This window comes from Aquabacterium lacunae, from assembly GCF_004310865.1.
Classification (GTDB): Bacteria; Pseudomonadota; Gammaproteobacteria; order Burkholderiales; family Burkholderiaceae_C; genus Aquabacterium; species Aquabacterium lacunae.
Genome location: NZ_SIXI01000009.1, coordinates 52,182 through 78,987 on the forward strand (window position 1 = coordinate 52,182; position 26,806 = coordinate 78,987).

The following is a 26,806-nucleotide window of genomic DNA, read 5'->3' on the forward strand; positions in this document are numbered from 1 at the left end:
AACAGTCTAGCCACGGGCGCATGGGTGTGTGTGACAGGGGTTTTGCTCCTGTGCGCGCCCACGCGTGAGGCACCTGCAGCTTGGCCGGCCCGTCAAGCCAGCCAGCCGCCGGCTTTGAGCACCATCATGAGCCCGGCCAGCAAGGCCACACCCTGAAACGCCCGCTGCAACCACGCGGTGGGCAGGCGGTGTGCCACCTGTCGGCCGGCCAGCAGGGCCAGCACGGCTGCGCCGGCGAACCACAGGGCCAGCCCCGGCTGCACCTGGCCATGAGCCACGGCCCCCACCACGGCGCTGCTGGACACCATGGCGATGACGGCCAGCGAGGTGGCCTGGATGCTGGGCAGGCTGAGGTCGCTGTGGCGGCGCAACGCCGGCACGATCACGAAACCGCCTCCCACGCCCACCAGGCCACTGAGCAGGCCCGACAGCAAGCCGGTCAGGCCCAGGGCGCGCGCGCAGGGCGAGGTCCAGATCAGGCGGCCATGCTGAGGGTCGGCCACACAGGGGGGCTGTGGCTCGGCCGCGTCCAGCGAGGTGTCATGCCCGCCCTGCGACAGGGCCCGCAACGCCAGGCCCATCATCAGCAGGCCAAAGCCCAGGGTCAGCCACTGGCTGTTCAGGCGGTGCGCCAGGGCCACGCCCACCGGAGCGGCCAGCATGCCCAGGCCACCGATCAGCGCGGCGGCCTTGTAGCGCACGATGCCCTGGCGCAAGCCCATCACGGCCCCCACGGCGGCGGCGGCGCCCACGGCCAGCAGGGCCAGGGGCGCCGCTTGTTGCAGCGGCAGGTGCAGCACCAGGACCAGCAGGGGCACGGCCAGCAGGCCACCGCCAGCGCCGGTCCAGGCCAGCACCAGGCCGATCACGCCCCCGAGCAGCGCCGCCGTGAGTGCCATGGCCGCCTCAGCGCGCCTTGCACGAAGAAATGCCGAAGGGCAGGTAGGCCGGGCACCAGCCCATCAGGCCGGTGGCCAGAGGCACCACCCCCAGGTAGCCCCAAGGGCCCACCACGCCGGTGGCCGCCAGGGCCAGAAGGGTCACGCCTGCGCCGATGCGCACCATGCGGTCAATGCCGCCCACGTTCTTGTTCATGTGCCTTCTCCTGAGTGAAGTGCGTGGCGCCAGCCCGATGCCGAACGCCTGACTTCACTTTATTGACAGATAGTTTATTTGTCAATAAAGTGTTTGCATGCTTTGTTGATCTGTGTCGACCGGAGGCTTTCCATGCGCAGCGCTTCTCCCCGGGTTCAGTCTTTCTTCCACGCCCCCACCTGGACCTTCACCCATGTCGTGTACGACCAGGCGGGTGGCCATGCCGCCGTGATCGACCCGGTGCTGGATTTCGACCCCAAAAGTGGCCGCACCGGTACGGCCTCGGCCCAGCAGGTGGTCGATTTCATCCGCCACCAGCAACTCACGGTGCAGTGGGTGCTGGAGACCCACGCCCATGCCGACCACCTGTCGTCGGCGCCCTTCGTGCACGAGCAGGTGGGCGGCACGGTGGGCATCGGCCATGGCATTGGCCAGGTGCAGCGCACCTTCAAGGCCCTGTTCAACCTGGAGGCGGGCTTTGCGGTCGATGGCTCGCAATTCGGCCACCAGTTCCGTGACGGCGAGGTGGTACCGCTGGGCAGCTTGCAGATCGAGGTGATGCACGTGCCCGGCCACACCCCGGCCGACGTGGCCTACAAGGTGGGCGACGCGGTGTTCGTGGGCGACACCCTGTTCCCGCCCGATGTGGGCACGGCCCGCTGCGATTTCCCCGGGGGCAGTGCCCGCGCGCTGTACCGCAGCGTGCAGCGCCTGCTGGCCTTGCCGCCCGAGACGCGCCTGTTCATGTGCCACGACTACCCGACCACCGACCGCCCGGTGCAGGCCATGAACACGGTGGCCGAGCAGCGCCGCGCCAACATCCATGTGCACGAGGGCGTGAGCGAGGCCGATTTCGTGGCCCTGCGCGAGGCGCGTGACGCCACGCTGCAGATGCCGCAGCTGATCCTGCCTTCGATCCAGGTGAACATCCGCGCCGGACACCTGCCGGAACCGGAGGCCAATGGCGTGCGTTACCTGAAGGTGCCCATCAACGCGCTGTGAGCCAGCACCAAGGGGGCCGAAGCCCCCTTGGATTGCATGCGCGAGGCCCTGATCAGGCCAGGTCGAAGCGGTCGAGCTGCATGACCTTGGTCCAGGCGGCCACGAAGTCGTTCACGAAGCGCTGCTGGGCGTCGCCGCTGGCGTACACCTCGGCGATGGCGCGCAGCTGCGAGTTCGAGCCGAACACCAGGTCGACCTGGGTGCCGGTGAACTTCACGGCGCCGGTGCGGCGGTCACGGCCTTCCAGCACGCCGGGGGCGTTGGCGGCGCGGGCCCACTGCGTGCCCATGTCCAGCAGGTTCACGAAGAAGTCGTTGCTGAGCACGCCAGGGCGCTGCGTGAACACGCCATGCTGGCCTTCGTGGGTGATGCCCAGGGCGCGCAAGCCCCCCACCAGCACGGTCATCTCGGGCGCGCCCAGGGTGAGCAGCTGGGCCTTGTCGACCAGCATCTCGGCTGTGTGCTCTTCCAGGCCCGGGCGGACGTAGTTGCGGAAGCCATCGGCCAGGGGCTCGAGCACGGCGAACGAGGCCACGTCGGTCTGCTCGGCGGTGGCGTCGGTGCGGCCCGGGGTGAAGGGCACGGTGACGTCATGGCCGGCGGCCTTGGCAGCGGCTTCCACCGCGGCGCCACCGGCCAGCACGATCAGGTCGGCCAGCGACACCTTCTTGCCACCCGTGGCCTGGGCATTGAACTGCGCCTGGATGCCTTCCAGCGCCTGGAGCACTTGGGCCAGCTCGGCCGGCTTGTTGGCCGCCCAGTCCTTCTGCGGAGCCAGGCGGATGCGGGCGCCATTGGCCCCGCCGCGCTTGTCGCTGCCACGGAAGGTGGAGGCCGAGGCCCAGGCCGCGCCCACCAGTTGCTGGGTGCTCAGGCCGCTGGCCAGCACCTGCGCCTTCAGCGCCGCCACATCGGCCGCATCGACCAGGGCGTGGTCGACCGCGGGCACGGGGTCTTGCCACACCAGCACTTCGCTGGGCACCAGCTTGCCCAGGTAGCGGGCACGTGGGCCCATGTCGCGGTGGGTCAGCTTGAACCAGGCGCGGGCGAAGGCATCGGCGAACTCGGCCGGGTTCTGGTGGAAGCGGCGCGAGATCTTTTCATAGGCCGGGTCGAAGCGCAGCGACAGGTCGGCCGTGGTCATCATCGGCGGGTGCTTCTTGCTGGGGTCGTGCGCATCAGGGATCATGTGCTCGGGCTTGACGTTTTTCGGCACCCACTGGTGGGCGCCCGCCGGGCTCTTGGTGAGTTCCCACTCGTAGCCGAACAACATGTCGAAGTAGCCGTTGTCCCAGGTGGTGGGGTTGGGCTTCCAGGCGCCTTCGATGCCGCTGGTGGTGGTGTGCACACCCTTGCCGCTGCCGAACTGGTTGATCCAGCCAAAGCCCTGGGCTTCGATGGGCGCGCCTTCGGGTTCAGGCCCGACCAGGGTGGGGTCGCCCGCGCCGTGGGCCTTGCCGAAGGTGTGGCCGCCGGCCACCAGGGCCACGGTTTCTTCGTCGTCCATGGCCATGCGGGCGAAGGTGTCGCGCACGTCGCGGCCCGAGGCCACAGGGTCAGGGTTGCCGTCCGGGCCTTCGGGGTTCACGTAGATCAGGCCCATCTGCACGGCGGCCAGCGGGTTGGCCAGTTCGCGGTCGCCGCTGTAGCGGCTGTTGGCCTCGGTGCTGGCGGCCAGCCACTTCTTCTCGCTGCCCCAGTAGATGTCCTTTTCCGGTTCCCAGATGTCTTCCCGGCCACCGGCGAAACCGAAGGTCTTGAAGCCCATGCTTTCCAGGGCCACGTTGCCGGCCAGGATCATGAGGTCGGCCCACGACAGGCTCTGGCCGTACTTCTGCTTGATGGGCCACAGCAGGCGGCGGGCCTTGTCGAGGTTGCCGTTGTCGGGCCAGCTGTTCAGCGGGGCGAAGCGTTGGGTGCCGGTGCCGGCACCACCCCGGCCGTCGTGGATGCGGTAGGTGCCGGCGCTGTGCCAGGCCATGCGGATGAACAGGCCGCCGTAGTGGCCCCAGTCGGCCGGCCACCAGTCTTGCGAATCGGTCATCAGGGCCTTCAGGTCGGCCACCACGGCGTCGAGGTCCAGTCGCTGGAAGGCCTCGGCGTAGTTCACGTCACCCACCGGGTTGCCCTTGGGGTGGCGCTGGTGGAGGATGTCGAGGTTGAGCTGCTCGGGCCACCAGTCGCGGTTCGACTGGGCGCTGGCGCGGGCGGCACTGGCCACGGCGGTGGGCTGGCCGTGGTGGAAGGGGCACTTGGCTTCTTGTGTCATGGCGGGGGCTCCTTGGAAAGGGTGGCTGAAGAACTTGGACCTCAGTCTAGGAAGCGCCCCCGCCCAGGGCAAGGCAATCGTGCCTATGCCCGCGATAGGCAGGTGCCCTATCGCAGCCATTGACACGATTTCAATGGTTTTCCGGCACTTCGTCGTAGAACCCCAGCAGCCAGCGCCTGACCAGCGGGAAGTGGTCGCGCTCGGCATCGGGGTGTGTGAGCAATGTCACATGGTCGTAGTCGTGCCAGTGGCCGGTGCGGCGCGACAGCAGGTGCACGCACGAACGGTGCGGGCCCGATTCGTCGCGAAAGCGCTTCACATCCAGCGGGTGGCCGCGGCAGGGGTCGTTGCGCGCCGACAGGTACAGCGCGGGTGGCAAGGTGGTGTGGCGAGCGGCCGCGCCGTAATCGAAGCCGTCGTCGCTGTCCACCCAGGGGCGCGCCTTGGCCCAGCGCTTGATCTGGCGGTGGGTCTTGTCGGTCTCGTTGTCGGCCCCGAAATTGAGCTGGCGCGCGGGCAGGTAGCCCACGCTGCGCGTGACACCACGCAGCACCACGTTCCACATCAGGTCGATCTCGATGGCCTTGCTGAGGTTGCGCACCTGCACGCTGCGCTTGGCCGCGAAGTGCACCAGCGACGCCACCTGGGGAATCAGATCAGGCTGGCGCAGCAGCGCGCTGTTGAGCACCACCCCACCCCACGAGTGCGACACCCAGTGCACCGGCTGGCCCCCGGTCAGGCCGCGGATGGCGGCGTGCAGCGCGGGCACGTCGTCGCGGATCATCTCGGTCTGGCCGTGGCGCGCATGGCGGCTGATGCGGGGCGTGCTCTGCCCTTTGCCGCGCAGGTCGGCCACGAACACGTCAAAGCCCTGGCGGGCCAGCCAGGGGGCCAGCCCCTTGCCGCTGTGGGAATAGAACACGCGCCCGTTGGACATCATGCCGTGCACCATCAGCACGGGCGGCAGCGGCAAGCCTGCGGCATCGGCCGGGCGGATGCGGCGCATGCACAGGGTGTGGACGCCGTCCACGGGCACGCGAACGTCGTCCTGAAGCAGCGGGGCCGCTGACAAGGGAAATGAACTGCTGGACATCACACCCGATTCTGCCTGGGTCAGTCCTTCAGTCGCTGGCTCTTGCGCGTGCGCTCGATGAATTCCGGGGGTTTGGTGCGCACCCATCGCACAAAAGCCGCCACACCCGGGTGCGCCTTCAGCGCTTCGACCGTGCAGTGGTCCCGGGCCAGTTCGGCTTCGGTCAGCAGGGCATGGATCTGCCGGTGGCAGATGCGGTGCAGCAACGCGGTGTGCCTGCCACCTTTCGAGCGGGGCACCAGGTGGTGCGCGTCGGCCTGGCTGGGCGGAATGGGCCGCTCGCACAGCGGGCAGATGGGCGTGGCCTGGCGGGCCTGGGCCTGCTGTGCCACGGCGTCCAGCTTGCTGGCCAGGAGTTGACGTCGGATGCGACCTGCCATGCCGGCATCTTGCCTCACCCTCGGCTGGACAGGTGCACGACAGGGCAGACATCCGTATTAACCCTGAACTATCATCGGGCGTCAGCAGTTTCCTCACGGCACCCCATGGCCCGCATCCAGTTCCAGCTGCCCGAGCAGTTCCTGTTTTCCACCGACATCCCCATCTACATCAGCCACGTGAACCAGGGCGGGCACCTGGACAACGCGCAGTTGCTGAGCCTGGTCTCGGAAGCGCGGCTGCGCTTTTTCCGCTGGCTGGGTTACCGCGGTGAACTCGACATCGACGGGCAGTCCATCGTGGTGGGCGACATGCTGGCGCAGTACAAGTCGGAAGCCTTCTATGGCGAGACCATGGAGGTGCACATGGTGCCCGACGACTTCAACAAGTACGGTTTCGACCTCGTGTTCCGCCTGCGGGACAAGGACAGCGGCCGCGAAGTGGCACGTGGCAAGACCGGCGTGGTGTTCCTGGCGGGTGAGACCAAGAAGGTGGCCCCGCCCCCGGCCAGCTTCATGGAGCGACTGGCTGCGAAGGGCTTCGTGCAGCCACCGGTGCCGGCCGCGCCACGCTGAACGCCGGCGGGCGCAGGCGCTTGAGCCGCTGGCCCCAGTCGATGATCTCGAGCCGGCCGCACGGGTGTTCCACCAGGGCCGTGAGGCTTTCCACCCAGTCGCCGTCGTTGCAGTACAGCACACCGCCGATGTCGCGCATTTCGGCATGGTGGATGTGGCCGCACACCACGCCCTGCACACCCCGGTGCCGGGCCTCGCGGGCCAGGGCCTCTTCGAAATCGGCCAGGTAGCTCACCGCGCGCTTCACCTTGAGCTTGAGGTGCTTTGAAAGCGACCAGTACGGCAGCCCCAGGCGCGCACGGGCCTGGTTGAACCAGCGGTTGACCTTCAGCGTGAACTCGTAGGCCACATCGCCCACCAGGGCCAGCCAGCGGGCGCACTGGATCACGCCGTCGTACAGGTCGCCGTGCGTGACCCACAGGCGCTGGCCGCTGGCTGTGGTGTGGATCCATTCGTCGGCCACCTCGATGCCACCGAAGTTGCTGGCCACGTAGCGTCGCGCGAACTCGTCGTGGTTGCCCGGGATGAAAATCACACGGGTGCCTTTGCGGGCCTTGCGCAGCAGCTTCTGGACCACATCGTTGTGGCTTTGCGGCCAGTACCAGGTGCGCCGCAGCTGCCAGCCGTCCACGATGTCGCCCACCAGGTACAAGGTGTCGCAGTCCACCTCGCGCAGGAAATCGAGCAACGCCTCGGCCTGGCAGTCTCGAGTGCCCAGGTGGATGTCGGAGATCCAGACGGTTCGAACGTGCATGCCAAGCCCTCCTTGCGAACGCAAGAGGGATGCTGGTCACCGCAGATGACAAGCGTGCGAAACCGTGCAGTCGGAAGGGCGTCAACCGCCTGCGGCCACCCGATCGAGTGCCGCGTCCAGCGGGGCAGGTTGTGTCACCGGGAGGTCACGCAGGGCCGTGAAGCGAGCCACCGCATCCATGATCGATGCCTCGGTGCGCTCGATGTGGAAGTGGCGTTCGAAACAAGCGCGAGCACGCGTGCGCATGCTCACCATGTCGGAGGGTGATGTCTCAAGCCATTGACGCAACAAGGCCAAGGTACCGTCAACGGTATCGGGTTGCACCCAGCCCGCCCCACGGTTGTGGATTTCGCGCCAGATGTTCACTTGATCGGAGACCAACACCGGGACCCCACAAGACAAGGCCTCGGCCACAGCGATGCCAAAGTTCTCCTGGTGCGAAGGCAGCACGAAGGCATCCGCCACCCTGAACGCGCCCCATTTCAGCTCGCCCTGCAGCATGCCCGTCCAGGTGATGCGATCGGCAAGATCCAGACGATCTGCCAGCTGCTTCAACGCATGGCCACAGGGGTTGTCAGCCGGGCCCGCCATGACCAGTCGCGTGTTCGTCAAGGCATCAGGGCGCTCTCGCAACACGCGCGCCCAGGCATGAAGCAGGAGGTCTGCGCCCTTCTTTTCGTGCATGCGCCCCAGAAAGAGCAGCACCCTCTGGTCTTTCAGTTCAGGGTGACGGGCCAGAAATGCCGCCCGCTGCTGCTGCGCTTCACCACGCACGCCACGGGTGCCGTAATCGACCACGAACTCACGCGCGTTGTAGAGCCAGAACGACTCACGGGCCCGCAGGCGCTCTTCTTCGCACGTGAAGAGCACGGCCGCAGCGTCGCGCAGCACCCGGTAGTCGGCCCAAGGCCAGAACAGCCATTTTTTGAGGTGCTTGAGGGGGTAGTGCCGCTTGAACCAAGGGTCCAGCATGCCGTGTGTGAAAACGAAGTAAGGCAAACCCACTTCGCGCAGCACGCGGGCTGTGCCATGCGCATGGAACTGCCAGATCCCGTTGATGATGGCCACATCAAATCGCACGGCATGCTGCCTGAGCCACTGCGACAGCCGAGGGGTGTAGCCGTACTGCCCCAGCTTGCCTGGCCCCAGGGCGTGCACGACAAACGGCGCCTGGGCCACCCAGGGAGCCTGGGGATCATCCAGAGACACCACCTCCAGGGTGTGCCCGCGCAGGCGATACACCGAGGCCAGCTGCTTGAGGCCCTCAATGGGCCCGCCTTGCGCAGGGTCAACCGACGCAATGCAATGCAAGAGCCTCAAGGGACGAGCGCGTGCCAGGCTGGTGGTCATGGCGCCTCGGCATGTCTGGGCGACGCGGCCTTTGTGGGCTGCGTCATCGGCCATTGAAGCAACACCCGCTCATACTCAGCCAGGTAGGCCGCCTTGACGCGGGAAGGCTCGAACTGCTGAACCCATTGCAAAGCGGCCGCCTGCCGGGTCTGCCGCACCGGGGTGGGCGCAGCCAGCCACTCATCGACCATGTCTGCGCCTTGCGCAGCCCATTGCTCGGGCGACTGTGCAGGGGTCAGAACCGGCAGGTACAGCGCATGGGGCCCTCCGATTTCGGTCATGGGCGCATCCAGGCTGGTGACCACAGGCGCACCGCAGGCCATGGCTTCGATGATGGGCCACCCAAAGCCTTCGGCGAGGCTGGGAAACAGCATCGCCACACACCCCGAATAGGCCGCTTCAAGCACTTCGGTGCTCACGCCCTGACAGAACAGCACACGCGCTTGTGGCGGCAAGCCCCCGATCAAGGTCTGGAGACGCTCGCACGGCTCAGGGCTGACCATGACCAAGGCCGGCATGCCCTGAGCCGCCGCATGACCGTCAGTGGGCGGATGACTGACCCAGCGCCGCACGAGTGCACCATACAGGCGGATGACGCCTTCGGTGTTCTTGTACCACTGGCCGCCACCGACATGCAGCAAGAACCGCCCAGGCGCCGGCAGGCCAGCTTCAAGCAAGCGAGCGCTCGCAGCTTTCACCGGCAGGGGCGCATACGCATGGTTCTGGCTGTTGTGGATCACGACCACCCGGTCGGCAGCAATGCCGGCATGGGTGACCAGGTCGGATCGGGTGCGATCGGAAATGGCGATGAAATGCTTGGCCTGGCGAAAACCTCGGCGAATGAATCGCTGGTACAGGCGGCCGGTCAGGCGCGTCGGGTTCTCGGGTATCTGCCCCAGCGCCGAACGCAAGGCCAGCAGGTCATGGGCATGCACCAGATGTGGCCGATGGGCCACCAAGGGCACCCAGGGCCCCAAGGCCTGATCGCAGAACACGAACAAGCTGTCGGCTGGCGTTTGGGCCAGCTGGCGACGCACCCACCACGGGAAAATCAGGTACTGATCGACATAGCCCGCCCATTTCGCCAGCCGGGTGTGGGCAAACCAGCGATGCAACCCATCGCGAGGCGCCCAGACGCTGACGTGATGCCCACGATCAAGGCACGCCCGCTGGAGCATGCGCGCAAATCTGGGCATGCTCTGAGAGCGCATGAACTCTGGGTGGGTGAAAAAAACCAGCCTCATACAGCCGCGTGCGGGTCCCTGATGTCCTCGATGTTTTCACAGGTGCCGCCATGTGAAAGGCACTCCTGGAACTTCTGTTTGTATTGTCGAGCACGTGAGCCGGTCGACGCACTCCCTCAAATGTGCGAAATGCATCGAGGTGTATCCATGGCTGAGCCTCCAGAGGCCCGCGCCAGAAGTTCAATGAGACTTGACCCCCAGGCGGTCCAGCATGTCATCCACCAGCTCCAGGCGCAGCACCGGGTGGGTCAGGGCCATGCAGCGCTGGCGCAGTTCGGCCTTGATGGGCAGCAGCTCGCACCATCGGTTGGCCACCCAGCCGGCATCGTCCCAAAGATGGGGCTGGCGCCAAAGTTCGTCCATGCCGCGGCCTTCGGCGCTTTTCATGCTGCGGGCCACCTGCTCCAGCAAGCGCACCAGGTGCATCTGGTCGTCGGGCACGTGCGCCGGGGTGTCATCGGCCAGGGGCTCGGTCTCGGTGGCCACCCACAGGCCGTGGCCCAGGCGCTGGCTGGCCTTGACCCGAAAGCGCTGGCCGCCATGGCACTCGATCTGCATCAGCCCCGCCTGCGGGCGATCAAACCGCGTGACCGTGGCCAGCGTGCCCACGTCGAAAAACACTTCGTTGCCCGATTGCGCCGTGCGCACTTCCTGGCCCTCGCTGAGGGTGACCACGCCAAAGGGCGTGCCTTCGCGGTGGCACCGGCCGATCAGGTCGAGGTAACGCACCTCGAAAATCTTCAGCGGCAGCACCCCGCCGGGGAACAGCACGGTCTGCAAAGGAAACAGCGGCAGGGGGGATGCGAACGGATCCATGGCCCCATTGTGCGCTCGGCCCGACGCCCTGTGGCACGATGCCGTGATGGCTTCTGCACCTGCCCCCGGCCCTGCCCAGACCCTGTCCCCCTCGCGTGACACCGAAACCATCGGGCTGATCGGCCTCGCCCACGGCACCTCGCATTTCCACCACATGCTGCTGCCGCCCATGTTCCCGGTGTTCATCCGGGAATTCGGGCTCAGCTATGCCGAGCTGGGCCTGCTGATGACGGTGTTCTTCACGCTGTCGGGCATCGGGCAGGCGCTGTCGGGCTTCCTGGTCGACCGCGTGGGCGCCCGGCCCGTGCTGTTCGCCGCCCTGGCCTGCTTCGTGGCGGCCTGTCTGGCCGCGGCCACCGCCACCGGCTACCCGGGCCTGATGCTGGCCGCCGTGCTGGCCGGCATCGGCAACGCGCCCTTCCACCCGGTCGATTTCAGCATCCTGAACCAGCGGGTCAGCCCCGCGCGTCTGGGCCACGCGTTTGCGGCGCATGGCATCAGCGGCAACCTGGGCTGGGCCTTGTCGCCGGTGTTCCTGATCGGCCTGCACCACGCAGTGGGTGACTGGCGCGGGGCCTATGTGGCGGCTGCCGGCATTGGCCTGAGCGTGATGGCCGTGCTGTGGTGGCGCCGCGCTGCCATTGCGCACACGCCGGTGCACCAGACGCCCGTGCCCCACGCGGCGCACACCGCGCCGCACGCCCAGCCAGCAGGCCCCGCCGAGCACCCGATGGCCTTCCTGGCATTGCCCTCGGTGTGGCTGTGCTTCTCGTTCTTCTTCTGGACCACGGCCGCGCTCAGCGCCATCCAGAGCTTTGCCAGCCCGGCGCTGCACCAGCTCTACGGGCTGCCACTGGCCAGCACGGCCTTCGTGGTCACGGGCTACATGGTCACCGGGGCCTGCGGCATGGTGGTGGGCGGCTTCCTGGTGCAGCGTGTGCAGCGGCTGGAGCGCACCATCGCACTGGCCATGGCCCTGTCGGTGCTGCTGCTGTTGCTGGTGGGCTCGGGCTGGCTGCCCGGCTGGATGGCGGCCGTGGCCACCGCCGCTGCCGGCCTGGGCACGGGCCTGGCCGGCCCCTCGCGCGACATGCTGATCAAGCGCGCGGCCCCACCAGGTGCCACCGGCCGGGTGTACGGCACGGTGTATTCAGGCCTGGACCTGGGCTTTGCCGTGGCCTCACCCGCCTTCGGCTACCTCATGGACCACGCCCTGCACGCGCAAGTGTTCCAGGGCTCGGCGCTTGCCATGGGCCTGGGCATTGCCAGCGCGGCCCTGGTGGGGCTGCGCCTGCACCAGCAGACACAGCGCACCCGCGCAGGGGCCACGGCATGAGCACACGCCTGGGCATCATCGCCGCCATGCCGCAAGAGCTGCAGGCCTTCCTGCAGGCCATGCCCGACGAACACCTGCAACGCATCGGCGGCCGCGAGGTGTGGGTGGGTCACTGGCGCGGGCATGAGGTGGTGGCCGCACTGTCGGGCATCGGCAAGGTGGCCGCCAGCATCACGGCCACGCTGCTGATCGCTCGGTTCGGGGTTGGGCGCCTGCTGTTCACGGGGGTGGCCGGCGGCATCGGGCCCGGGGTGGCCGTGGGTGACATCGTGGTGGCCACCGAGCTGCTGCAACACGACATGGACGCCTCGCCCCTGTTCCCGCGCCACGAACTGCCCGGCCGCGGCATCAGCCGCATCGCCACCAGCCCGGCGCTGACCCACGCGCTGCAACAGGCCGCGCAGCACACCCTGGGCGTGACGCAGGGTCAGCGCGTGCACACCGGCCTGATCGTCAGCGGTGACCGCTTCGTCTCCAGCCGGGCCGAGGTGCAGGCGCTGCAAGCCGAGTTGCCCGACGCCCTGGCGGTGGAAATGGAAGGCGCCGCGATCGCCCAGGTGTGCCTGGACTTCGGGGTGCCCTTTGGCGTGGTGCGCAGCATTTCCGACCGGGCAGACGACGACGCCCACGTGGACTTCCTGCAGTTCGTGGCCGAGGTGGCCAGCCCCCATGCGGTGGCCATGGTCGATTCGGTGCTGCAACACCTGTCACCGACGGACACGATCTGAGGTTCGCCCCAGGGTGACGCGAGGCGTGGCATGGCCTACATTGCGGGCCACAACGTCACCACCATGACAGGAGAGCCCATGTCTGCCTTGAACCTGCTCGCTGCACGCCGCACACCCTGGCTGGCGGTGGCCAGCGCACTGACCACGCTCGTGATGGGCGGGCTGAGCCCTGCCGCCTGGGCCCAGACCCAGGCCCCTGCGGAGCCCACCGGCAGCGCCCTCACCACCTACCAGGTCGTGGGCCAGGACTTCCGCAAGTGCGCCTTCCCCTTTTGCGGCGGGTATTACGTCAAGGCCGTGAACCAGGCGCTGACCCGCTGCGCCGACGGCAAGTGGGCCACGCGCTGCCATGCGGTCACGCTCGACACCGCAGCCCTGGGCTGGAGCGTCGACCAGCAAGCCAGCTTCAATGAGCCCTGGGGCCAGGGCCAGGCCCTGGTGCAAGGCCAGTTGGCGCTCACGGAGGTGCAGGGCGTGAAAGCCAATGTGCTGACCGTGAGCAGTGCCTGGCAGGGCCAGGTCGGCAAACAGGCCAAGGGCAGCGTCTACAGCGTGCGCGACACCGGCATCCGGTGCATCGTGGCGCCGTGCCCCTCGCTGGAGGCCCGCCTGCTCAACAGCCGCAAAGCCCCCTTCAACACCGAGCTGAACCTGAGTGCATCAGGCGCCACCGACGAACAAGTGGCCGCCTCTGGTCCGGCCCTGGGCGCCACCGGCGTGCTGGTGGCCGGCACCGTGGCACCCACCACCACGAGCACCTTCGACGGACGCACGGTGAAGGTGAACCAGCTGGTCGCCACAGAGTTCTACCTGCCTGCCAAGCCCTGAGCGCGGCACGCGACGTCGGTTCATTGAGGGCGGCAGCCCGCTGTCGCGCCCGCGCTCTGGACGCGTCTGGTGGCCCATGCCATGATGGCTTCACATGAGCACTGCCCTGCCTGCGGCCGCCTCCGGGCCGGCTGCCTCCTCCCAGGCGCCGGGTGCCCTGGAGCACACCGGTTCGTACTACGCCGCCTCGGCGCTGCCCCAGCCTGAGCGCCCACCGCTGCAGGGTGCGCACAGTGCCGATGTGTGCGTGGTGGGGGCGGGCTACACCGGCCTGTCGGCGGCGCTGCACCTGGCCGAGCGCGGCCTGAAGGTGGTGGTGCTGGAAGCCGCCCGCGTGGGCTGGGGCGCCTCCGGCCGCAATGGCGGCCAGCTGGTGCACAGCTACTCCCGTGACCTCGACGTCATCGAGGCTCGCCATGGCGCCCACACGGCCCGCGCGCTGGGCAGCATGGCCTTCGAAGGCGCACGCGTCATCCAAGAACGCATCGCTCAATACGGCATCGACTGCCACTTCAAGCCGGGCGGCGTGTTCGCCGCGCTCAACAGCCGGCAAGTGCGACAGCTCGAGCACCACAAGGCCCTGTGGGAGCGCTTTGGCCACACCCAGCTGCGCCTGCTCGATGCCACCGAAAGCCGTGGCATCGTGGGCACCGAACGCTATCTGGCCACCCTGGTCGACGACAGCGCCGGGCACATCCACCCCCTGCGCCTGGCCCAGGGCGAGGCCATGGCCCTGGAAAGCCTGGGCGGCATCATCCACGAACACAGCGCCGCACTGCGCATCGACCGGGGCGACCCCGCCACCGTGCACACGGCCCAGGGCCAGGTGCGCGCCCGCTTCGTGGTGCTGGCCGGCAACGCCTACCTGGGCTCGCTCGAACCGCAACTGGCCAGCAAGTCCATGCCTTGCGGCACGCAGGTGGTGGCCACCGAACCCCTGGGCGAACGCTGGCGCGACATCCTGCCGCACGACCACTGCGTGGAAGACAGCAACTTCCTGCTCGACTACTTCCGCCTGAGCGCCGACAAACGCCTGCTGTACGGTGGCGACGTGGTCTATGGCGCGCGCGAGCCCGCCCACATCGAGCAGGTGATCCGGCCCAAGCTCGAGAAGACCTTCCCGCAGCTCAAGGGCGTGCGCATCGATTTCGCGTGGACGGGCAACTTCCTGCTCACCCTGTCGCGCCTGCCGCAGATGGGCCGCCTGGCCCCCAACCTGTACTACTCGCAGGGCTGCTCGGGCCACGGCGTCACCTTCACCCACCTGGCCGGCCGCCTGCTGAGCGAAGCCATCCATGGGCAGGCCACCCGCTTCGACGCCTTTGCCCAGCTGCCCCACCTGCCCTTCCCTGGCGGGCGTCTGCTGCGCGTGCCCCTCACGGCCCTGGGCGCCTGGTACTACGACCTGCGCGACAAGCTGGCCATCTGAGGGCCCGACACGCCTCATGCCGTGGCGACGCCCGTGGGCCACCGCCCTCGGGGCCGCCCCTTAAGCGGTCTCCCGACCTCGGGTCAGCCCGCCCCTGCCGCCCTTCAAACGCGGGGGGAAGGGGCCGTGAATACGTCACGAACCCAGGGCGGCACCGCCTGGCCCTGCGGGTTGGCCCACCCCTGCCACACGCCTCTCAAGCGCACCATGACCTCACCGCAACTCGCTTTGAAAGGTGACCGCATGAACCCCCAACTGAACGCCCAACCCCTGCAACTGTCGCAACACTGCATGCACGCCGGCGGCTGGGAAAAGCTCGGCTGGCAGACCCAGGGCGTTGAGCTGGACGACGACATCGAGTCCACCGGTCAGGACGATGGCGACACCACCCGCTGAGTCCCAGGTCTGCACACGCGTTTTTCAGGTTTTGTCAAACGCCCGAACCCAAGCCCCTGTGCACGGGGCACCCTGACAACCGTCACCACACAAGCCGTCTGCTTCTGGTAAGTTTCGCCCCTCAGCGAACGGGACAGGAGACAGGGTTTGATCGACGCCAGCACCTTGCGCGGCATGCAGCGCGGCCTTGAAAAAGAAAGCCTGCGCGTGCTGCCCGACGGCCGCTATGCGCTGACCCCGCATCCGGCCGCGCTGGGCTCGGCGCTGACGCACCCGCACATCACGACCGACTTCAGCGAATCGCAGCTGGAGCTGGTCACAGGCGTGCATGCCCGCGCCGAAGACGCGCTGGCCGAACTGCAGGCCATCCACCAGTACACCTTCCAGCACATTGGCGACGAGCTGATGTGGGTGTCGTCCATGCCCGGGCAGCTGCCCGCCGACGCCAGCATCCCGCTGGGCCAGTACGGCCACGCCAATGTGGGGCAGGCCAAGACCATCTACCGCCGCGGCCTGGCCAACCGGTACGGCCCGCGCATGCAGACCATCTCCGGCATCCACTACAACTGGTCGCTGCCAGGCTGCAGCAACGCCGACTACTTCGGCCTGATCCGCAACTTCCGGCGCCACAGCTTCGTGCTGCTGATGCTGTTCGGTGCCTCGCCAGCGGTTGACGCCGCTTTCGTGGAAGGCCTGGACCACGGCCTGCAGCGCCTGAGCCACGACACCTTTTACCTGCCACACGCCACCTCGCTGCGCATGGGCCGGCTGGGCTACCAGAGCGACGCCCAGACCGCCCTGTGCGTGAGCTACAACTGCCTGGACAGCTATGGCCACTCGCTGCAAGGGGCACTGACCGGCTCGCACGCGCCCTACGAAGCCATCGGCATCCGCGATGCGAACGGCGTCTACCAACAACTAAGCACCTCGTTGCTGCAGATCGAAAACGAGTTCTACGGCACCATCCGGCCCAAGCGCGTGATCTTCCAGGGCGAGCGCCCCCTGCACGCCCTGCGCGAACGCGGCGTGGAGTACGTCGAGGTGCGCTGCATGGACCTCAACCCCTTCCTGCCAGAAGGCATCGACGCGCCCACCGTGCGCCTGCTCGACACCTTCCTGCTGCACTGCCTGCACAGCGCCAGCCCGCCCGACACCCCGGAAGAGATCGCCGAGCTGTCGCGCAACCAGCACCTCACGGCCTCCCGCGGGCGCGAGCCTGGCCTGATGCTGGAGCGCCGTGGCCAGCAGGTGCCGCTGACCGACTGGGCGCTGGAAGTGCTGCAGGGCTGCCAGCCGCACGCACAGGCGCTCGACCAGGCCCTCGGTGGCACCGCCCATGCCGAGGCGCTGCAGCAGGCCATCGCCCACCTGCAATCGCCTGACAGCCTGCCCTCGGCCCGTGTGCTGCAGGCCCTGGCCGCACATGGGCACAGCCACCGCGCCTTCACCCTGGCGCAATCGCAGGCCACGCGTGAAGCCACGCGGGCCCTGCCGGTGGGCCCCGAGCGCGCACAGCAACTCGCCACACTGGGCCAGCAGGCCGAGGCCTCGCATGCCGAGCAGGCCCGCATCGAAGCCCACGACAGCCTGCCCTTCGAGCAGTACCGGCAGGCCTACCTGGACGTGCGCCGGCTGGGCCTGCCCGGCAAGGCCAGCTGCGACTGACCCCATCACCGACACCTGAAGCGGCCACCCGCCCACTGGAGGACGCCCATGAGCCCCAAGCGCCAACCCACCTGGTTCCTCTCGCATGGCGGCGGCCCCTGGCCCTACATGGACGGCCCGTTCCGCCACCACTTCGGCCCGCTGGAAGCGGCCTTGCAGGCCATGCCCGGCCAGCTGCCCGAGCCCCCCAAGGCCGTGCTGATGGTCTCGGGCCATTGGGAGACGCCAGGCGGCTTCGAAGTGATGTCCAGCCCGCAGCCTGGCATGGTCTACGACTACGGCGGCTTTCCGGCCCACACCTACAGCGTGGTCTACCCGGCCCCAGGCTCGCCTGAACTGGCCGCGCGCGTGCAGCAGTTGCTGGCCGAGGCCAACCTGCCGTGCTCGCCCAACCCGGCCCAGGGCTTCGACCATGGCGCCTTCGTGCCCATGGCCGTGATGTACCCGCAGGCGCAGGTGCCCATGGTGCAGCTCAGCCTGCAACTGGGCGAGCAGGCCGACGTGCACCTGGCCCTGGGCCGCGCCCTGGCCCCCCTGCGCGACGAGGGCGTGCTCATCATCGGCAGCGGGCTGAGTTACCACAACCTGCGCATGTTCGGGCCCGAGGGCGCACGCCCCTCACAGCAGTTCGATGCCTGGTTGCAGGCCACCCTGGCCCTGAGCGGCACGGCCCGCAGCGACGCCTTGCTGCGCTGGACCGAGGCCCCCTCAGCCCGCCAGGCCCACCCGCGCGCCGAACACCTGATCCCGCTGATGGTGGCCGTGGGCGCCGCAGAGCACGACACCGCCACCTGCCCCTACCACCAGACCGACTTCTTCGGTGGGCTGACGGTGTCCAGCTTCCGGCTGGGTTGAACCGTTCAGGCTTGACCTGGCTCAGCCCCAGGCCGCCCCGCTGTGCAGGCCCTGCCGGGCCGCGCTAAACTGAGTTCATGCCCGTGGTGGCCCCAGCACCGGCCCCCAGTTCCCTGTCCAGCGGTCTCGATCGCCCACCCCGACGCCAGGCCTGAGCTGGCCCCCCGGCTGCCTCCGGCCCGCAGCACCCGGCCTCGACCGACATGCCCTGCTGCATTCCTCTTGCACCCAGGAACCCTCCCATGACACCACCCGTCCTGGCGCGCTGCGCCTCGTCCGGGGCACTGGCCGTTGCCGCGCTCATGCTGGGCGGCTGCGCCAGCCTGCCCCCCGACGGCGGCCTGCAGCCCGTGCAGGCCCTCACTGCGCCCCACCTCGCCCAAGCCCTCACCGCCCCCCAGGTGGCCCAGGAACGCACCCACACCCTGCAGGCCCTCGCCGCCCAACCCCTGACAGCCGACACCGCGGTGCAGATCGCCTGGCTGCAATCGCCCCGCTGGCAGCAGCGCTTCGAGGCCCTGGGCGTGGCCGAAGCCGACCGGCTGGCCGCCAGCCGCCTGCCCAACCCCAGCCTGGGCTTTTCACGCAGCCGCCAAGGCGAGACCGTGTCCTTCGAGCGCAGCATCGGCGTGCACCTCATCGACCTGCTGAGCTGGCCCGTGCTGCGCGAGGTGCAGCAACAGCAACTGACCCAGACCCGCCTCGACACCGCGCAGGCCGTGCTGCGGCTGGCGCACGATGTGCGCGTGGCCTGGGTCGATGCCGTGGCTGCGCGCGCTGCCCGGGTGCAGGCCGAACGCGGCCTGGATGCCGCCGACGCCGCCCGTACTCTGGCCGACCGCATGCAGCAGGCCGGCCACTGGAGCGCCCTGCGCCGCGACCAGCAGGCCGCCTTCCGCGCCGACGCCGAACAGGCCCTGCACGCGGCCCAGGCGCAGGAAGTGAGCACGCGCGAACACCTGACCCGGTTGCTGGGCTTCGAGCGGCCCGAGGCGTTCACCCTGCCCGACCACCTGCCCCCGCCGGTCACCCCGCCACGCCGCGAAGAAGGTGCCGATGGCCTGCAACCCTGGGTGCAACAAGCCCTGGACCAGCGCCTGGACGTGCGTGCCGCCAAGGCCCGGGTGGAGCAGCAGGCCCGTGCCCTGAGCCTGAGCCGCAGCACCCGCTTCATCAATGTGCTGGAGGTGGAAGGCTTCAACGAATCGGCCACCGACGAGCCCCGCAAGCGCGGCATCGGGGTCACGCTCGAATTGCCCCTGTTCGACCTGGGCCAAAGCCGCGTGCACCAGGCCGAGGCTCGCCACCGCCAGGCCCTGGCCGACACCCGCGGCGTGGCGCTCGACGCCCAGTCGCAGGTGCGCGAAGCCTGGCGCCACTGGCAGCTGGCCGAGGCCCGCGCCCGGCAACAGCGCGAAGAAGTGCTGCCCCGCCGTCAGCGCATGGCCGAGCAGCTGCTGCTGCGCTACAACGGCATGCTGGCCAGCGTGTTCGACCTGCTGGCCGACGCCCGCGAACAGCAGCAGGCCGTGCAACTGGCCATCGCACTGGACCAGGCCGCCTGGGCCGCCCACGCCCGTTTCGAGCTGGCCCTGACCACCGCCCCCTCGGCGGGCGCCAGTGGCGCACCTGCACCCGTCGCCCGCAGCAGCGCGGCCGCCCACGACTGACCTGAAAGCCTTGCCATGAACCCTCGTCGCACCTTCCTGCGCAGCGCTGGCCTGGCCGGCCTCACTTCGGCGGTGGCCGCTGGCACTGTGCCCCGCGTCGCGCTGGCCCGCCTGCCCGAACCCGTGCTGCAGGCCTCGCCGCTCACGCAGGCGCCCCTGCACCCGCCCACTGGCCGCCCCTACCAGCCGGTGGTCACCCTCAACGGCTGGACCCTGCCCTGGCGCATGAACCAGGGCGTCAAAGAGTTCCACCTGGTGGCCGAACCCGTGCTGCGCGAACTCGCCCCCGGCATGACCGCCCGCCTGTGGGGCTACAACGGCCAGTCGCCCGGCCCCACCATCGAGGTGGTCGAAGGCGACCGCGTGCGCATCTTCGTGACGAACCGCCTGCCCGAAGTCACCAGCGTGCACTGGCACGGCCAGCGCCTGCCCTGCGGCATGGACGGCGTCACCGGCCTCACGCAGCCCCCCATCGGCGTGGGCGAAACCTGGGTGTACGAGTTCGAAGCCCGGCGCCCCGGCACCTTCATGTACCACCCCCATGCCGACGAAATGACCCAGATGGCCATGGGCATGATGGGCCTGTGGATCACCCACCCCAAAGGCACGCACCCGCACATCGCCAGCGTGCAGCGTGATTTCGCCTTCCTGCTGGGCGCCTACGACATCGAGCCCGGCGCGGCCACGCCCCAGGTCAACACCATGCTCGACTTCAACCTCTGGACCTGGAACAGCCGCGTCTTCCCCGGCATCGACCCGCTGGTGGTACGGCACAACGACCGGGTGCGCATCCGGGTGGGCAACCTGACCATGACCAACCACCCCATCCACCTGCATGGGCACGAGTTCGAGGTCACGGGCACCGACGGCGGCCCGGTGCCTCCCACCGCGCGCTGGCCGGAGGTCACCACCGACATCGCCGTGGGCCAGATGCGGCAGATCGAATTCCTGGCCAACGAAGAGGGCGATTGGGCCTTCCACTGCCACAAGAGCCACCACACCATGAACGCCATGGGCCATGGCGTGCCCAACATGATCGGGGTGGCCCAGCAGGACCTGGCCAAGCGCATCAACCAGCTGGTGCCTGGCTACATGGCCATGGGCGAGCACGGCATGCACGAGATGGCCGAGATGGACATGGAACTGCCGCCCAACACCCTGCCCATGATGACCGGCCAGGGGCCTTTCGGAGCCATCGGCATGGGGGGCATGTTCTCGACCCTCAAGGTGCGCAAAGGGCTGGCGGCCAACGATTACCGCGACCCAGGGCCCTTCAAGCACCCGCCTGGCACTGTGGCCCGCCCGTGGACTGGGCCCCTGCCAGAAACCAACACCTCGGCCAAACCCGCAGCCGCCCCCTCCTCCTGGGAGGCGAGAAAACCCTCACGGCACGGCCATTGACCCCCTCAGTCAGGGTGGGGTGGGTGTTGACGATTACCGGTTTGTCAAGTTTGGCGCCATGCATCCAACCAGGTGCATGCCCATAATGAAAACACTTCACTCACAAGAGGCCATGCCCATGCGCCACGCTGTATCGCTTTTTGCCGCCCTGGCCCTGACGGCCCCGCTCATGGCCCAGGCCAACATCAGCTCTGACACCAAGGGCGCAGGCACCTACTTCGACTTCTACGACCCTTCGCTGTTCAACTTGCTGGACAAAACCAGCACCTCTTTGTCGTTCAACGTGGGCGGCATTGGCCTGACCGTCACGCCCGTCGCCTCGGGCAGCAACGTCAAAGTGGCTGCCAACGGCAAGGGGCTGGGCGTCAGCAGTGGCCTTCTCGACATCGGTGACCTGAACGGCGGCCTGCTGGGCTCTGGCGAAGGCTTGCTGCTGACGTTCAGCCAGGCGGTCACGCTCAACAGCGTTGGGTTGTCTTTGTGGGACGGTGGGCTGCTGCCCATCGACAAGGCGTCGATCACCACTGCAGGCCAGCAGTTTTCCCTGGGCAACGCCCTGAGCGACAACGCCTTGGGCGTGACCACTTTCAGCATGGGCAGCGCCTCCGTTCCCGGTGGTCGCTTCTTCCTGCTGTCTGCAGAAGGCTCGCTGTCGTCATTCCGGCTGGCCGGCCTGAAGGTGGATGCCGTTTCTGCCGTTCCAGAAGCGCCCACCAACCTGCTGCTGGGACTGGGCCTGGCCGGCATGGTGGCCCTCAAGCTGCGTCGCAGCCGCCAGAATTGAACTGAACCAGCGCCTGCACCGTGCGGTGCAAGCCCTCGGGCTGAGCTGCCGCCCACACGGTTTCGGCCGGCACCACCCAGGTGCGTGAAGCGCCCGCCCCCTCGGCGGGCGTTTGCTTTTCCAGGGCATGCACCAGGGCCACCACCAGCGCTGCGATGCTGTCGGGCCGCACCGGCAGCTGCCGCGTGGGCACCATGAAGCGCAGGTTCGACAGCATCCAGCCCGCCAGGCGCTCACCCCAGCCCTGCCACCCAGGGGTGCGGGCTGGCCCCGCCGAGCCCGACGCCCCCGCTGCCGGGCGCAGCAGCACCAGGTGCTCGAAGCCCATGGTCACCAGGGCCTGCTCGTCCATCCCCCATAGGCCCTCGCGCAACGCCGCGGGCAGGCGGTGGGGCGCATGCGGCATCACCAGGACCAGGCAGCGCACGCTCAAGGCCTTCAAACGCCGGGCTGCCGGCAGCACGTCGTCTGGCTGGGGCATCCATATCGCCCCCTCTCGCGCCTTGGCCACGTCAAACACCATCACGGCCACAGCCGCCGAGGTGCGCAGGTCGGCCCAGTCGCCCCCCTCAGGCAGCACGCAGTCATGCAGCCCGCGCGGGCGGGCCGCCAGGGGTTGGGTCACCCGCACATTCACCTGGGCAAAGCCGCCAGCGCCCAGCAGGCGCTGCAACACCGCCGCGCCCAGCGTGCCGCCGCCCCCCAGCAGCAGCACACCGGCGCGCCGCCAGTGGCCCACCGGGGCGAGTGCATCGGGCAGCGGGCGTTGATTGGCCTGCAGGGCCAGCATCGGGTCAAGGCTCATCGCGCCATTGTCGGGCACGCGCCGAGCGCCCATGAAAAAGGGCCCCGAAGGGCCCTTGTGCGTCAGCAGGTGAGGATCACTCTGCCGTGGTTTCGCCTTCGGCGGCCGGTGCGTCGTCACCGTCCAGCGCAGCCAGCTCCATGGCAGCGCGCTCTTGCGCTTCCTGCATGGCGATGGCGCGGCGTTCGGTCTCGTCCATCTCGTCCTTGGCGCGGCGAGCCTGGTGGTAAGCCAGGCCGGTACCGGCGGGGATCAGACGGCCCACGATCACGTTTTCCTTCAGGCCACGCAGCTCGTCGCGCTTGCCCATGATGGCAGCCTCGGTCAGCACGCGGGTCGTTTCCTGGAAGGAAGCGGCCGAGATGAAGGAGTCGGTCGACAGCGAAGCCTTGGTGATGCCCAGCAGCACATCGCTGTACGTCGCGGGGATCTTGCCTTCGGCGCGCATCTTGTCGTTGGTGTCCAGCATCTCCGAACGCTCGACCTGCTCGTTGGCGATGTAGTGCGTGTCGCCCGGGTTGACGATCTGAACGCGGCGCAGCATCTGGCGAACGATCACCTGGATGTGCTTGTCGTTGATCTTCACGCCCTGCAGACGGTACACGTCCTGCACTTCGTCGACGATGTAGCGGGCCAGCTCTTCGATGCCCAGCAGACGCAGGATGTCCTGCGGATCGGCTGCGCCGTCGACGATCAGTTCGCCGCGGTTGACCACCTGGCCTTCGTGCACCAGGATGTTCTTTTCCTTGGGCACCAGCTCTTCCCAGACCTTGCCTTCGGGGTCGGTGATCTGCAGGCGAACCTTGCCCTTGGTCTCCTTGCCGAACGACACGGTGCCAGTGATCTCGGCCAGCGCGCCCTTGTCCTTGGGCGAACGGGCTTCGAACAGCTCGGCCACACGCGGCAGACCGCCGGTGATGTCGCGGGTCTTCTGACCTTCGATGGGGATGCGGGCCAGCACTTCACCGGGGTGCAGTTCCTGACCGTCGCGGATCTGGATCAGCGCGCCCACCTGGAAGCCGATGGTCACCGAGTGGTCGGTGCCCGGGATCTTCACTTCCTGGCCGTTGGCGTCCAGCAGCTTGACCTGCGGGCGCACCACCTTGGTGGCACCACGGCGCTTCGGGTCGATCACGACCAGGGTCGACAGACCGGTCACTTCGTCCACCTGCTTGGCCACGGTCACGCCTTCTTCGACGTTCTCGAAGCGGGCCTGGCCGGCGAATTCGGTGATGATCGGACGGGTCAGCGGGTCCCAGGTCGCCAGCACCAGGCCAGCCTTGATGGTCTGGTCGGCCTTGACGTTCAGGGTCGCGCCGTACGGCACCTTGTGACGCTCGCGCTCACGGCCGTGCTGGTCGGAGATGACGATTTCGCCGGAACGCGAAATCACCACCAGGTCGCCCTTGCCGTTCGTGACGTAACGCATCGTGGCATTGAAGCCGATGATGCCGTCCGACTTGGCTTCCACGCTCGACGCAATGGCAGCGCGCGAAGCGGCACCACCGATGTGGAAGGTCCGCATGGTCAGCTGCGTGCCGGGTTCACCGATCGACTGCGCAGCGATCACGCCCACGGCTTCACCGGTGTTCACCAGGCCACCGCGGCCCAGGTCGCGGCCATAGCACTTGGCGCACAGGCCGTAGCGGGTGCCGCAAGTCAGCGGGGTGCGCACCTTGACTTCGTCGACGCCAGCGGCTTCGACTTCGTCCAGGATGTCTTCGTCCAGCATGGTGCCGGCCGTCACCAGCACCTGCTGGGTTTCGGGGTGCAGCACATCGATGGCGGCCACGCGACCCAGGATGCGGTCACGCAGCGATTCGATCACTTCACCACCTTCGACCAGGGCGCGGGTGGCAATGCCTTGATCCGTGCCGCAATCGGTTTCGGTGACGACCAGATCCTGGGTCACGTCCACCAGACGGCGGGTCAGGTAGCCCGAGTTCGCGGTCTTCAGCGCCGTGTCCGCCAGGCCCTTACGGGCACCGTGGGTGGAGATGAAGTACTGCAACACGTTCAGACCTTCACGGAAGTTCGCCGTGATGGGGGTCTCGATGATCGAGCCGTCAGGCTTGGCCATCAGGCCGCGCATGCCGGAGAGCTGACGGATCTGAGCGGCAGAACCGCGAGCGCCCGAGTCGGCCATCATGTAGATGGAGTTGAACGACTCCTGGTCCACTTCATTGCCGTTGCGGTCGATCACCTTCTGCTTGGCCAGCTGGGTCATCATGACCTTGCCGACTTCGTCACCGGTCTTGCCCCAGATGTCCACCACCTTGTTGTAGCGTTCACCGGCGGTCACCAGACCCGAGACGTACTGCTGCTCGATTTCCTTGACTTCCTTTTCGGCGCGCTCGATCAGGCCCACCTTTTCCTTGGGCACCAGCATGTCGTCCACCGCGATGGAGATGCCGGCGCGCGTGGCCAGACGGAAGCCGTTTTGCAGCAGCTTGTCCGCCAGCACCACGGTTTCCTTCAGGCCGCACTTGCGGAAGGAGGTGTTGATCAGGCGAGAAATTTCTTTCTTCTTCAGCGCCTTGTCGATGTTCGAGAAGGGCAGGCCCTTGGGCAGGATTTCCGACAGCAAGGCACGGCCTACGGTGGTCGAGACCAGCTTGAGCTGACCGTCGAACTCGCCGGTTTCCTTGTTCTTGGTCCACTGCATCATGCGCACGCTGATGCGGGCGGTGATTTCCACCACGCCGTTGTCCAGCGCGCGTTGCAGCTCGGCCATGTCGGAGAAGACCATGCCTTCGCCCTTGCCGTTGATGCGCTCGCGGGTGGCGTAGTACAGGCCCAGCACCACGTCTTGCGACGGCACGATCGACGGTTCGCCCGAAGCGGGGAACAGCACGTTGTTGGAGGCCAGCATCAGGGTGCGGGCTTCCATTTGTGCTTCGATCGACAGCGGCACGTGAACGGCCATCTGGTCACCGTCGAAGTCGGCGTTGAAGGCCGCGCACACCAGCGGGTGCAGCTGAATGGCCTTGCCTTCGATCAGCATGGGCTCGAAAGCCTGGATGCCCAGACGGTGCAGCGTGGGCGCACGGTTCAGCAGAACCGGGTGCTCCTTGATGACCTCTTCCAGGATGTCCCAGACCACGGGCGTGCCCGATTCGACTTCCTTCTTCGCGGCCTTGATGGTGGTCGCGATGCCCATGGCTTCGAGCTTGGCGAAGATGAAGGGCTTGAACAGCTCCAGGGCCATCAGCTTGGGCAGACCGCACTGGTGCAGCTTCAGGGTCGGGCCCACGGTGATCACGGAACGACCAGAGTAGTCGACGCGCTTGCCCAGCAGGTTCTGACGGAAGCGACCGCTCTTGCCCTTGATCATGTCGGCCAGCGACTTCAAGGCACGCTTGTTGGCGCCCGTCATGGCCTTGCCACGGCGACCGTTGTCCAGCAGCGAGTCCACAGCCTCTTGCAGCATGCGCTTTTCGTTGCGCACGATGATCTCCGGAGCCTTCAGCTCCAGCAGACGGGCCAGACGGTTGTTCCGGTTGATGACGCGGCGGTACAGGTCGTTCAGGTCGGAGGTGGCGAAACGGCCACCGTCCAGCGGCACCAGCGGACGCAGGTCCGGCGGCAGCACGGGCAGCACTTCCATCACCATCCAGTTGGGCTTGATGCCCGACTTCTTGAAGGCTTCCATCACCTTCAGGCGCTTGGAATTCTTCTTGACCTTCAGCTCCGAGCCGGTCATGTCGTTGCGCAGCTTGTCGATCTCGACGTCGAGATCCATCTCGGCCAGCAACTTCTGAACGCCTTCGGCGCCCATCAGGGCTTCGAACTCGTCACCGAACTCGGCGCGCTTGGCGTCGTAGTCGTCCTCGGACATGATGCTGAACTTCTTCAGCGGGGTCATGCCGGGGTCCACCACCACGTAGGCTTCGAAGTACAGCACGCGTTCGATGTCGCGCAGGGTCATGTCGAGCACCAGGCCCAGACGAGACGGCAGCGACTTCAGGAACCAGATGTGCGCGCACGGTGCAGCCAGTTCGATGTGGCCCATGCGGTCACGGCGGACCTTGGTCTGGGTCACTTCGACGCCGCACTTTTCGCAGATCACGCCGCGGTGCTTCAGGCGCTTGTACTTGCCGCACAGGCACTCGTAGTCCTTGATCGGGCCAAAGATCTTGGCGCAGAACAGGCCGTCACGCTCGGGCTTGAACGTGCGGTAGTTGATGGTCTCGGGCTTCTTCACCTCGCCGAACGACCAGCTGCGGATCTTCTCCGGAGAAGCCAGGCCGATCTTGATGGCATCGAAATGCTCATCGGGGGTGAATTGCTTGAACAGGTCCAGCAAACCTTTCATGGGGCGCTCCTATTCCTT

General features: G+C 67.7%; 23 protein-coding genes. 12 read left to right on the forward strand and 11 right to left on the reverse strand.

Annotated elements, in window-relative coordinates; translation table 11 throughout:
* Positions 1-92 precede the first annotated feature (92 nt).
* Together EYS42_RS16435 and EYS42_RS16440 are read right to left on the reverse strand one after the other, a co-directional pair.
* Entirely contained in the window at positions 93-899 is an 807-nt protein-coding gene (locus EYS42_RS16435; protein WP_130969291.1) for a sulfite exporter TauE/SafE family protein, read from the reverse strand.
* 7 nt (positions 900-906) lie between these two features.
* On the reverse strand, positions 907-1,095 hold the full coding sequence (locus EYS42_RS16440) for a YgaP family membrane protein (RefSeq protein WP_130969292.1): 189 nt from the start codon (positions 1,093-1,095) through the stop codon (positions 907-909).
* 132 nt (positions 1,096-1,227) lie between these two features.
* Between EYS42_RS16440 and EYS42_RS16445 the strand changes: the two genes are divergently transcribed.
* A complete protein-coding gene (locus tag EYS42_RS16445) occupies positions 1,228-2,097 on the forward strand; it encodes an MBL fold metallo-hydrolase (protein WP_130969293.1) in 870 nt (289 codons plus the stop codon).
* 52 nt (positions 2,098-2,149) lie between these two features.
* On the opposite strand, the gene katG is transcribed toward EYS42_RS16445, so the two are convergent.
* The 3 genes from katG to EYS42_RS16460 form a co-directional block, all read right to left on the reverse strand.
* Entirely contained in the window at positions 2,150-4,366 is a 2,217-nt protein-coding gene (gene katG / locus EYS42_RS16450; protein ID WP_130969294.1) for a catalase/peroxidase HPI, read from the reverse strand.
* A 130-nt stretch (positions 4,367-4,496) separates the two neighbouring features.
* Positions 4,497-5,459, reverse strand: coding sequence for an alpha/beta fold hydrolase (locus EYS42_RS16455; RefSeq protein WP_130969295.1), 963 nt, complete (start codon positions 5,457-5,459; stop codon positions 4,497-4,499).
* Between the two features lie 20 nt (positions 5,460-5,479).
* Positions 5,480-5,839, reverse strand: coding sequence for an HNH endonuclease (locus EYS42_RS16460; protein WP_130969296.1), 360 nt, complete (start codon positions 5,837-5,839; stop codon positions 5,480-5,482).
* A gap of 105 nt (positions 5,840-5,944) precedes the next feature.
* Here EYS42_RS16460 and EYS42_RS16465 point away from each other — a divergent pair, with 105 nt between their 5' ends.
* Positions 5,945-6,412, forward strand: coding sequence for an acyl-CoA thioesterase (locus EYS42_RS16465; RefSeq protein WP_130969297.1), 468 nt, complete (start codon positions 5,945-5,947; stop codon positions 6,410-6,412).
* Here EYS42_RS16465 and EYS42_RS16470 read toward each other — a convergent pair.
* From EYS42_RS16470 to EYS42_RS16485, 4 genes are all read right to left on the reverse strand, one after another.
* Positions 6,351-7,166 (reverse strand): UDP-2,3-diacylglucosamine diphosphatase, encoded by an 816-nt coding sequence (locus EYS42_RS16470; RefSeq protein WP_130969298.1) that lies wholly within the window; start codon positions 7,164-7,166, stop codon positions 6,351-6,353. The genes EYS42_RS16465 and EYS42_RS16470 overlap by 62 nt on opposite strands.
* An 81-nt stretch (positions 7,167-7,247) precedes the next feature.
* Positions 7,248-8,516, reverse strand: a complete 1,269-nt coding sequence (locus tag EYS42_RS16475) for a glycosyltransferase (protein WP_245503685.1) — start codon at positions 8,514-8,516, stop codon at positions 7,248-7,250.
* Positions 8,513-9,760: a glycosyltransferase family 4 protein gene (locus tag EYS42_RS16480; protein WP_130969299.1), complete on the reverse strand. Its 1,248-nt coding sequence runs from the start codon at positions 9,758-9,760 to the stop codon at positions 8,513-8,515. Before EYS42_RS16480 ends, EYS42_RS16475 begins: the two co-directional genes overlap by 4 nt.
* A 180-nt stretch (positions 9,761-9,940) precedes the next feature.
* On the reverse strand, positions 9,941-10,576 hold the full coding sequence (locus EYS42_RS16485) for an LON peptidase substrate-binding domain-containing protein (RefSeq protein ID WP_130969300.1): 636 nt from the start codon (positions 10,574-10,576) through the stop codon (positions 9,941-9,943).
* 46 nt (positions 10,577-10,622) lie between these two features.
* Here EYS42_RS16485 and EYS42_RS16490 point away from each other — a divergent pair, with 46 nt between their 5' ends.
* From EYS42_RS16490 to EYS42_RS16530, 10 genes are all read left to right on the forward strand, one after another.
* Positions 10,623-11,912: an MFS transporter gene (locus tag EYS42_RS16490; protein ID WP_130969301.1), complete on the forward strand. Its 1,290-nt coding sequence runs from the start codon at positions 10,623-10,625 to the stop codon at positions 11,910-11,912.
* The gene (locus EYS42_RS16495; RefSeq protein ID WP_130969302.1) at positions 11,909-12,640 is read left to right on the forward strand and encodes a 5'-methylthioadenosine/adenosylhomocysteine nucleosidase; all 732 of its coding nucleotides are present in this window, start codon (positions 11,909-11,911) and stop codon (positions 12,638-12,640) included. Before EYS42_RS16490 ends, EYS42_RS16495 begins: the two co-directional genes overlap by 4 nt.
* Positions 12,641-12,718: 78 nt before the next feature.
* Positions 12,719-13,468 carry a DUF6748 domain-containing protein gene (locus tag EYS42_RS16500; RefSeq protein WP_130969303.1) on the forward strand — a complete coding sequence of 250 codons (750 nt, stop codon included), beginning with the start codon at positions 12,719-12,721 and terminating at the stop codon, positions 13,466-13,468.
* 94 nt (positions 13,469-13,562) lie between these two features.
* Positions 13,563-14,897: an NAD(P)/FAD-dependent oxidoreductase gene (locus tag EYS42_RS16505; RefSeq protein ID WP_130969304.1), complete on the forward strand. Its 1,335-nt coding sequence runs from the start codon at positions 13,563-13,565 to the stop codon at positions 14,895-14,897.
* A gap of 243 nt (positions 14,898-15,140) precedes the next feature.
* A complete protein-coding gene (locus EYS42_RS17115) occupies positions 15,141-15,293 on the forward strand; it encodes a hypothetical protein (protein WP_165456834.1) in 153 nt (50 codons plus the stop codon).
* 174 nt (positions 15,294-15,467) lie between these two features.
* Positions 15,468-16,958 carry a glutamate--cysteine ligase gene (gene gshA, locus EYS42_RS16510; protein WP_130969322.1) on the forward strand — a complete coding sequence of 497 codons (1,491 nt, stop codon included), beginning with the start codon at positions 15,468-15,470 and terminating at the stop codon, positions 16,956-16,958.
* A 48-nt stretch (positions 16,959-17,006) separates the two neighbouring features.
* Complete coding sequence (locus EYS42_RS16515) at positions 17,007-17,813, forward strand: DODA-type extradiol aromatic ring-opening family dioxygenase (protein ID WP_130969305.1); 807 nt, start codon at positions 17,007-17,009, stop codon at positions 17,811-17,813.
* A gap of 242 nt (positions 17,814-18,055) precedes the next feature.
* Positions 18,056-19,483, forward strand: coding sequence for a TolC family protein (locus tag EYS42_RS16520; protein ID WP_165456835.1), 1,428 nt, complete (start codon positions 18,056-18,058; stop codon positions 19,481-19,483).
* Positions 19,484-19,498: 15 nt separating this feature from the next.
* A complete protein-coding gene (locus EYS42_RS16525) occupies positions 19,499-20,884 on the forward strand; it encodes a multicopper oxidase family protein (protein ID WP_130969307.1) in 1,386 nt (461 codons plus the stop codon).
* A 118-nt stretch (positions 20,885-21,002) separates the two neighbouring features.
* Positions 21,003-21,668 carry a hypothetical protein gene (locus EYS42_RS16530; protein ID WP_130969308.1) on the forward strand — a complete coding sequence of 222 codons (666 nt, stop codon included), beginning with the start codon at positions 21,003-21,005 and terminating at the stop codon, positions 21,666-21,668.
* On the opposite strand, the gene EYS42_RS16535 is transcribed toward EYS42_RS16530, so the two are convergent.
* On the reverse strand, positions 21,640-22,473 hold the full coding sequence (locus EYS42_RS16535) for a hypothetical protein (protein ID WP_130969309.1): 834 nt from the start codon (positions 22,471-22,473) through the stop codon (positions 21,640-21,642). The two genes, EYS42_RS16530 and EYS42_RS16535, sit on opposite strands and share 29 nt — an antisense overlap.
* 76 nt (positions 22,474-22,549) lie before the next feature.
* The gene (gene rpoC / locus EYS42_RS16540; RefSeq protein ID WP_130969310.1) at positions 22,550-26,788 is read right to left on the reverse strand and encodes a DNA-directed RNA polymerase subunit beta'; all 4,239 of its coding nucleotides are present in this window, start codon (positions 26,786-26,788) and stop codon (positions 22,550-22,552) included.
* Positions 26,789-26,806 lie beyond the last annotated feature (18 nt).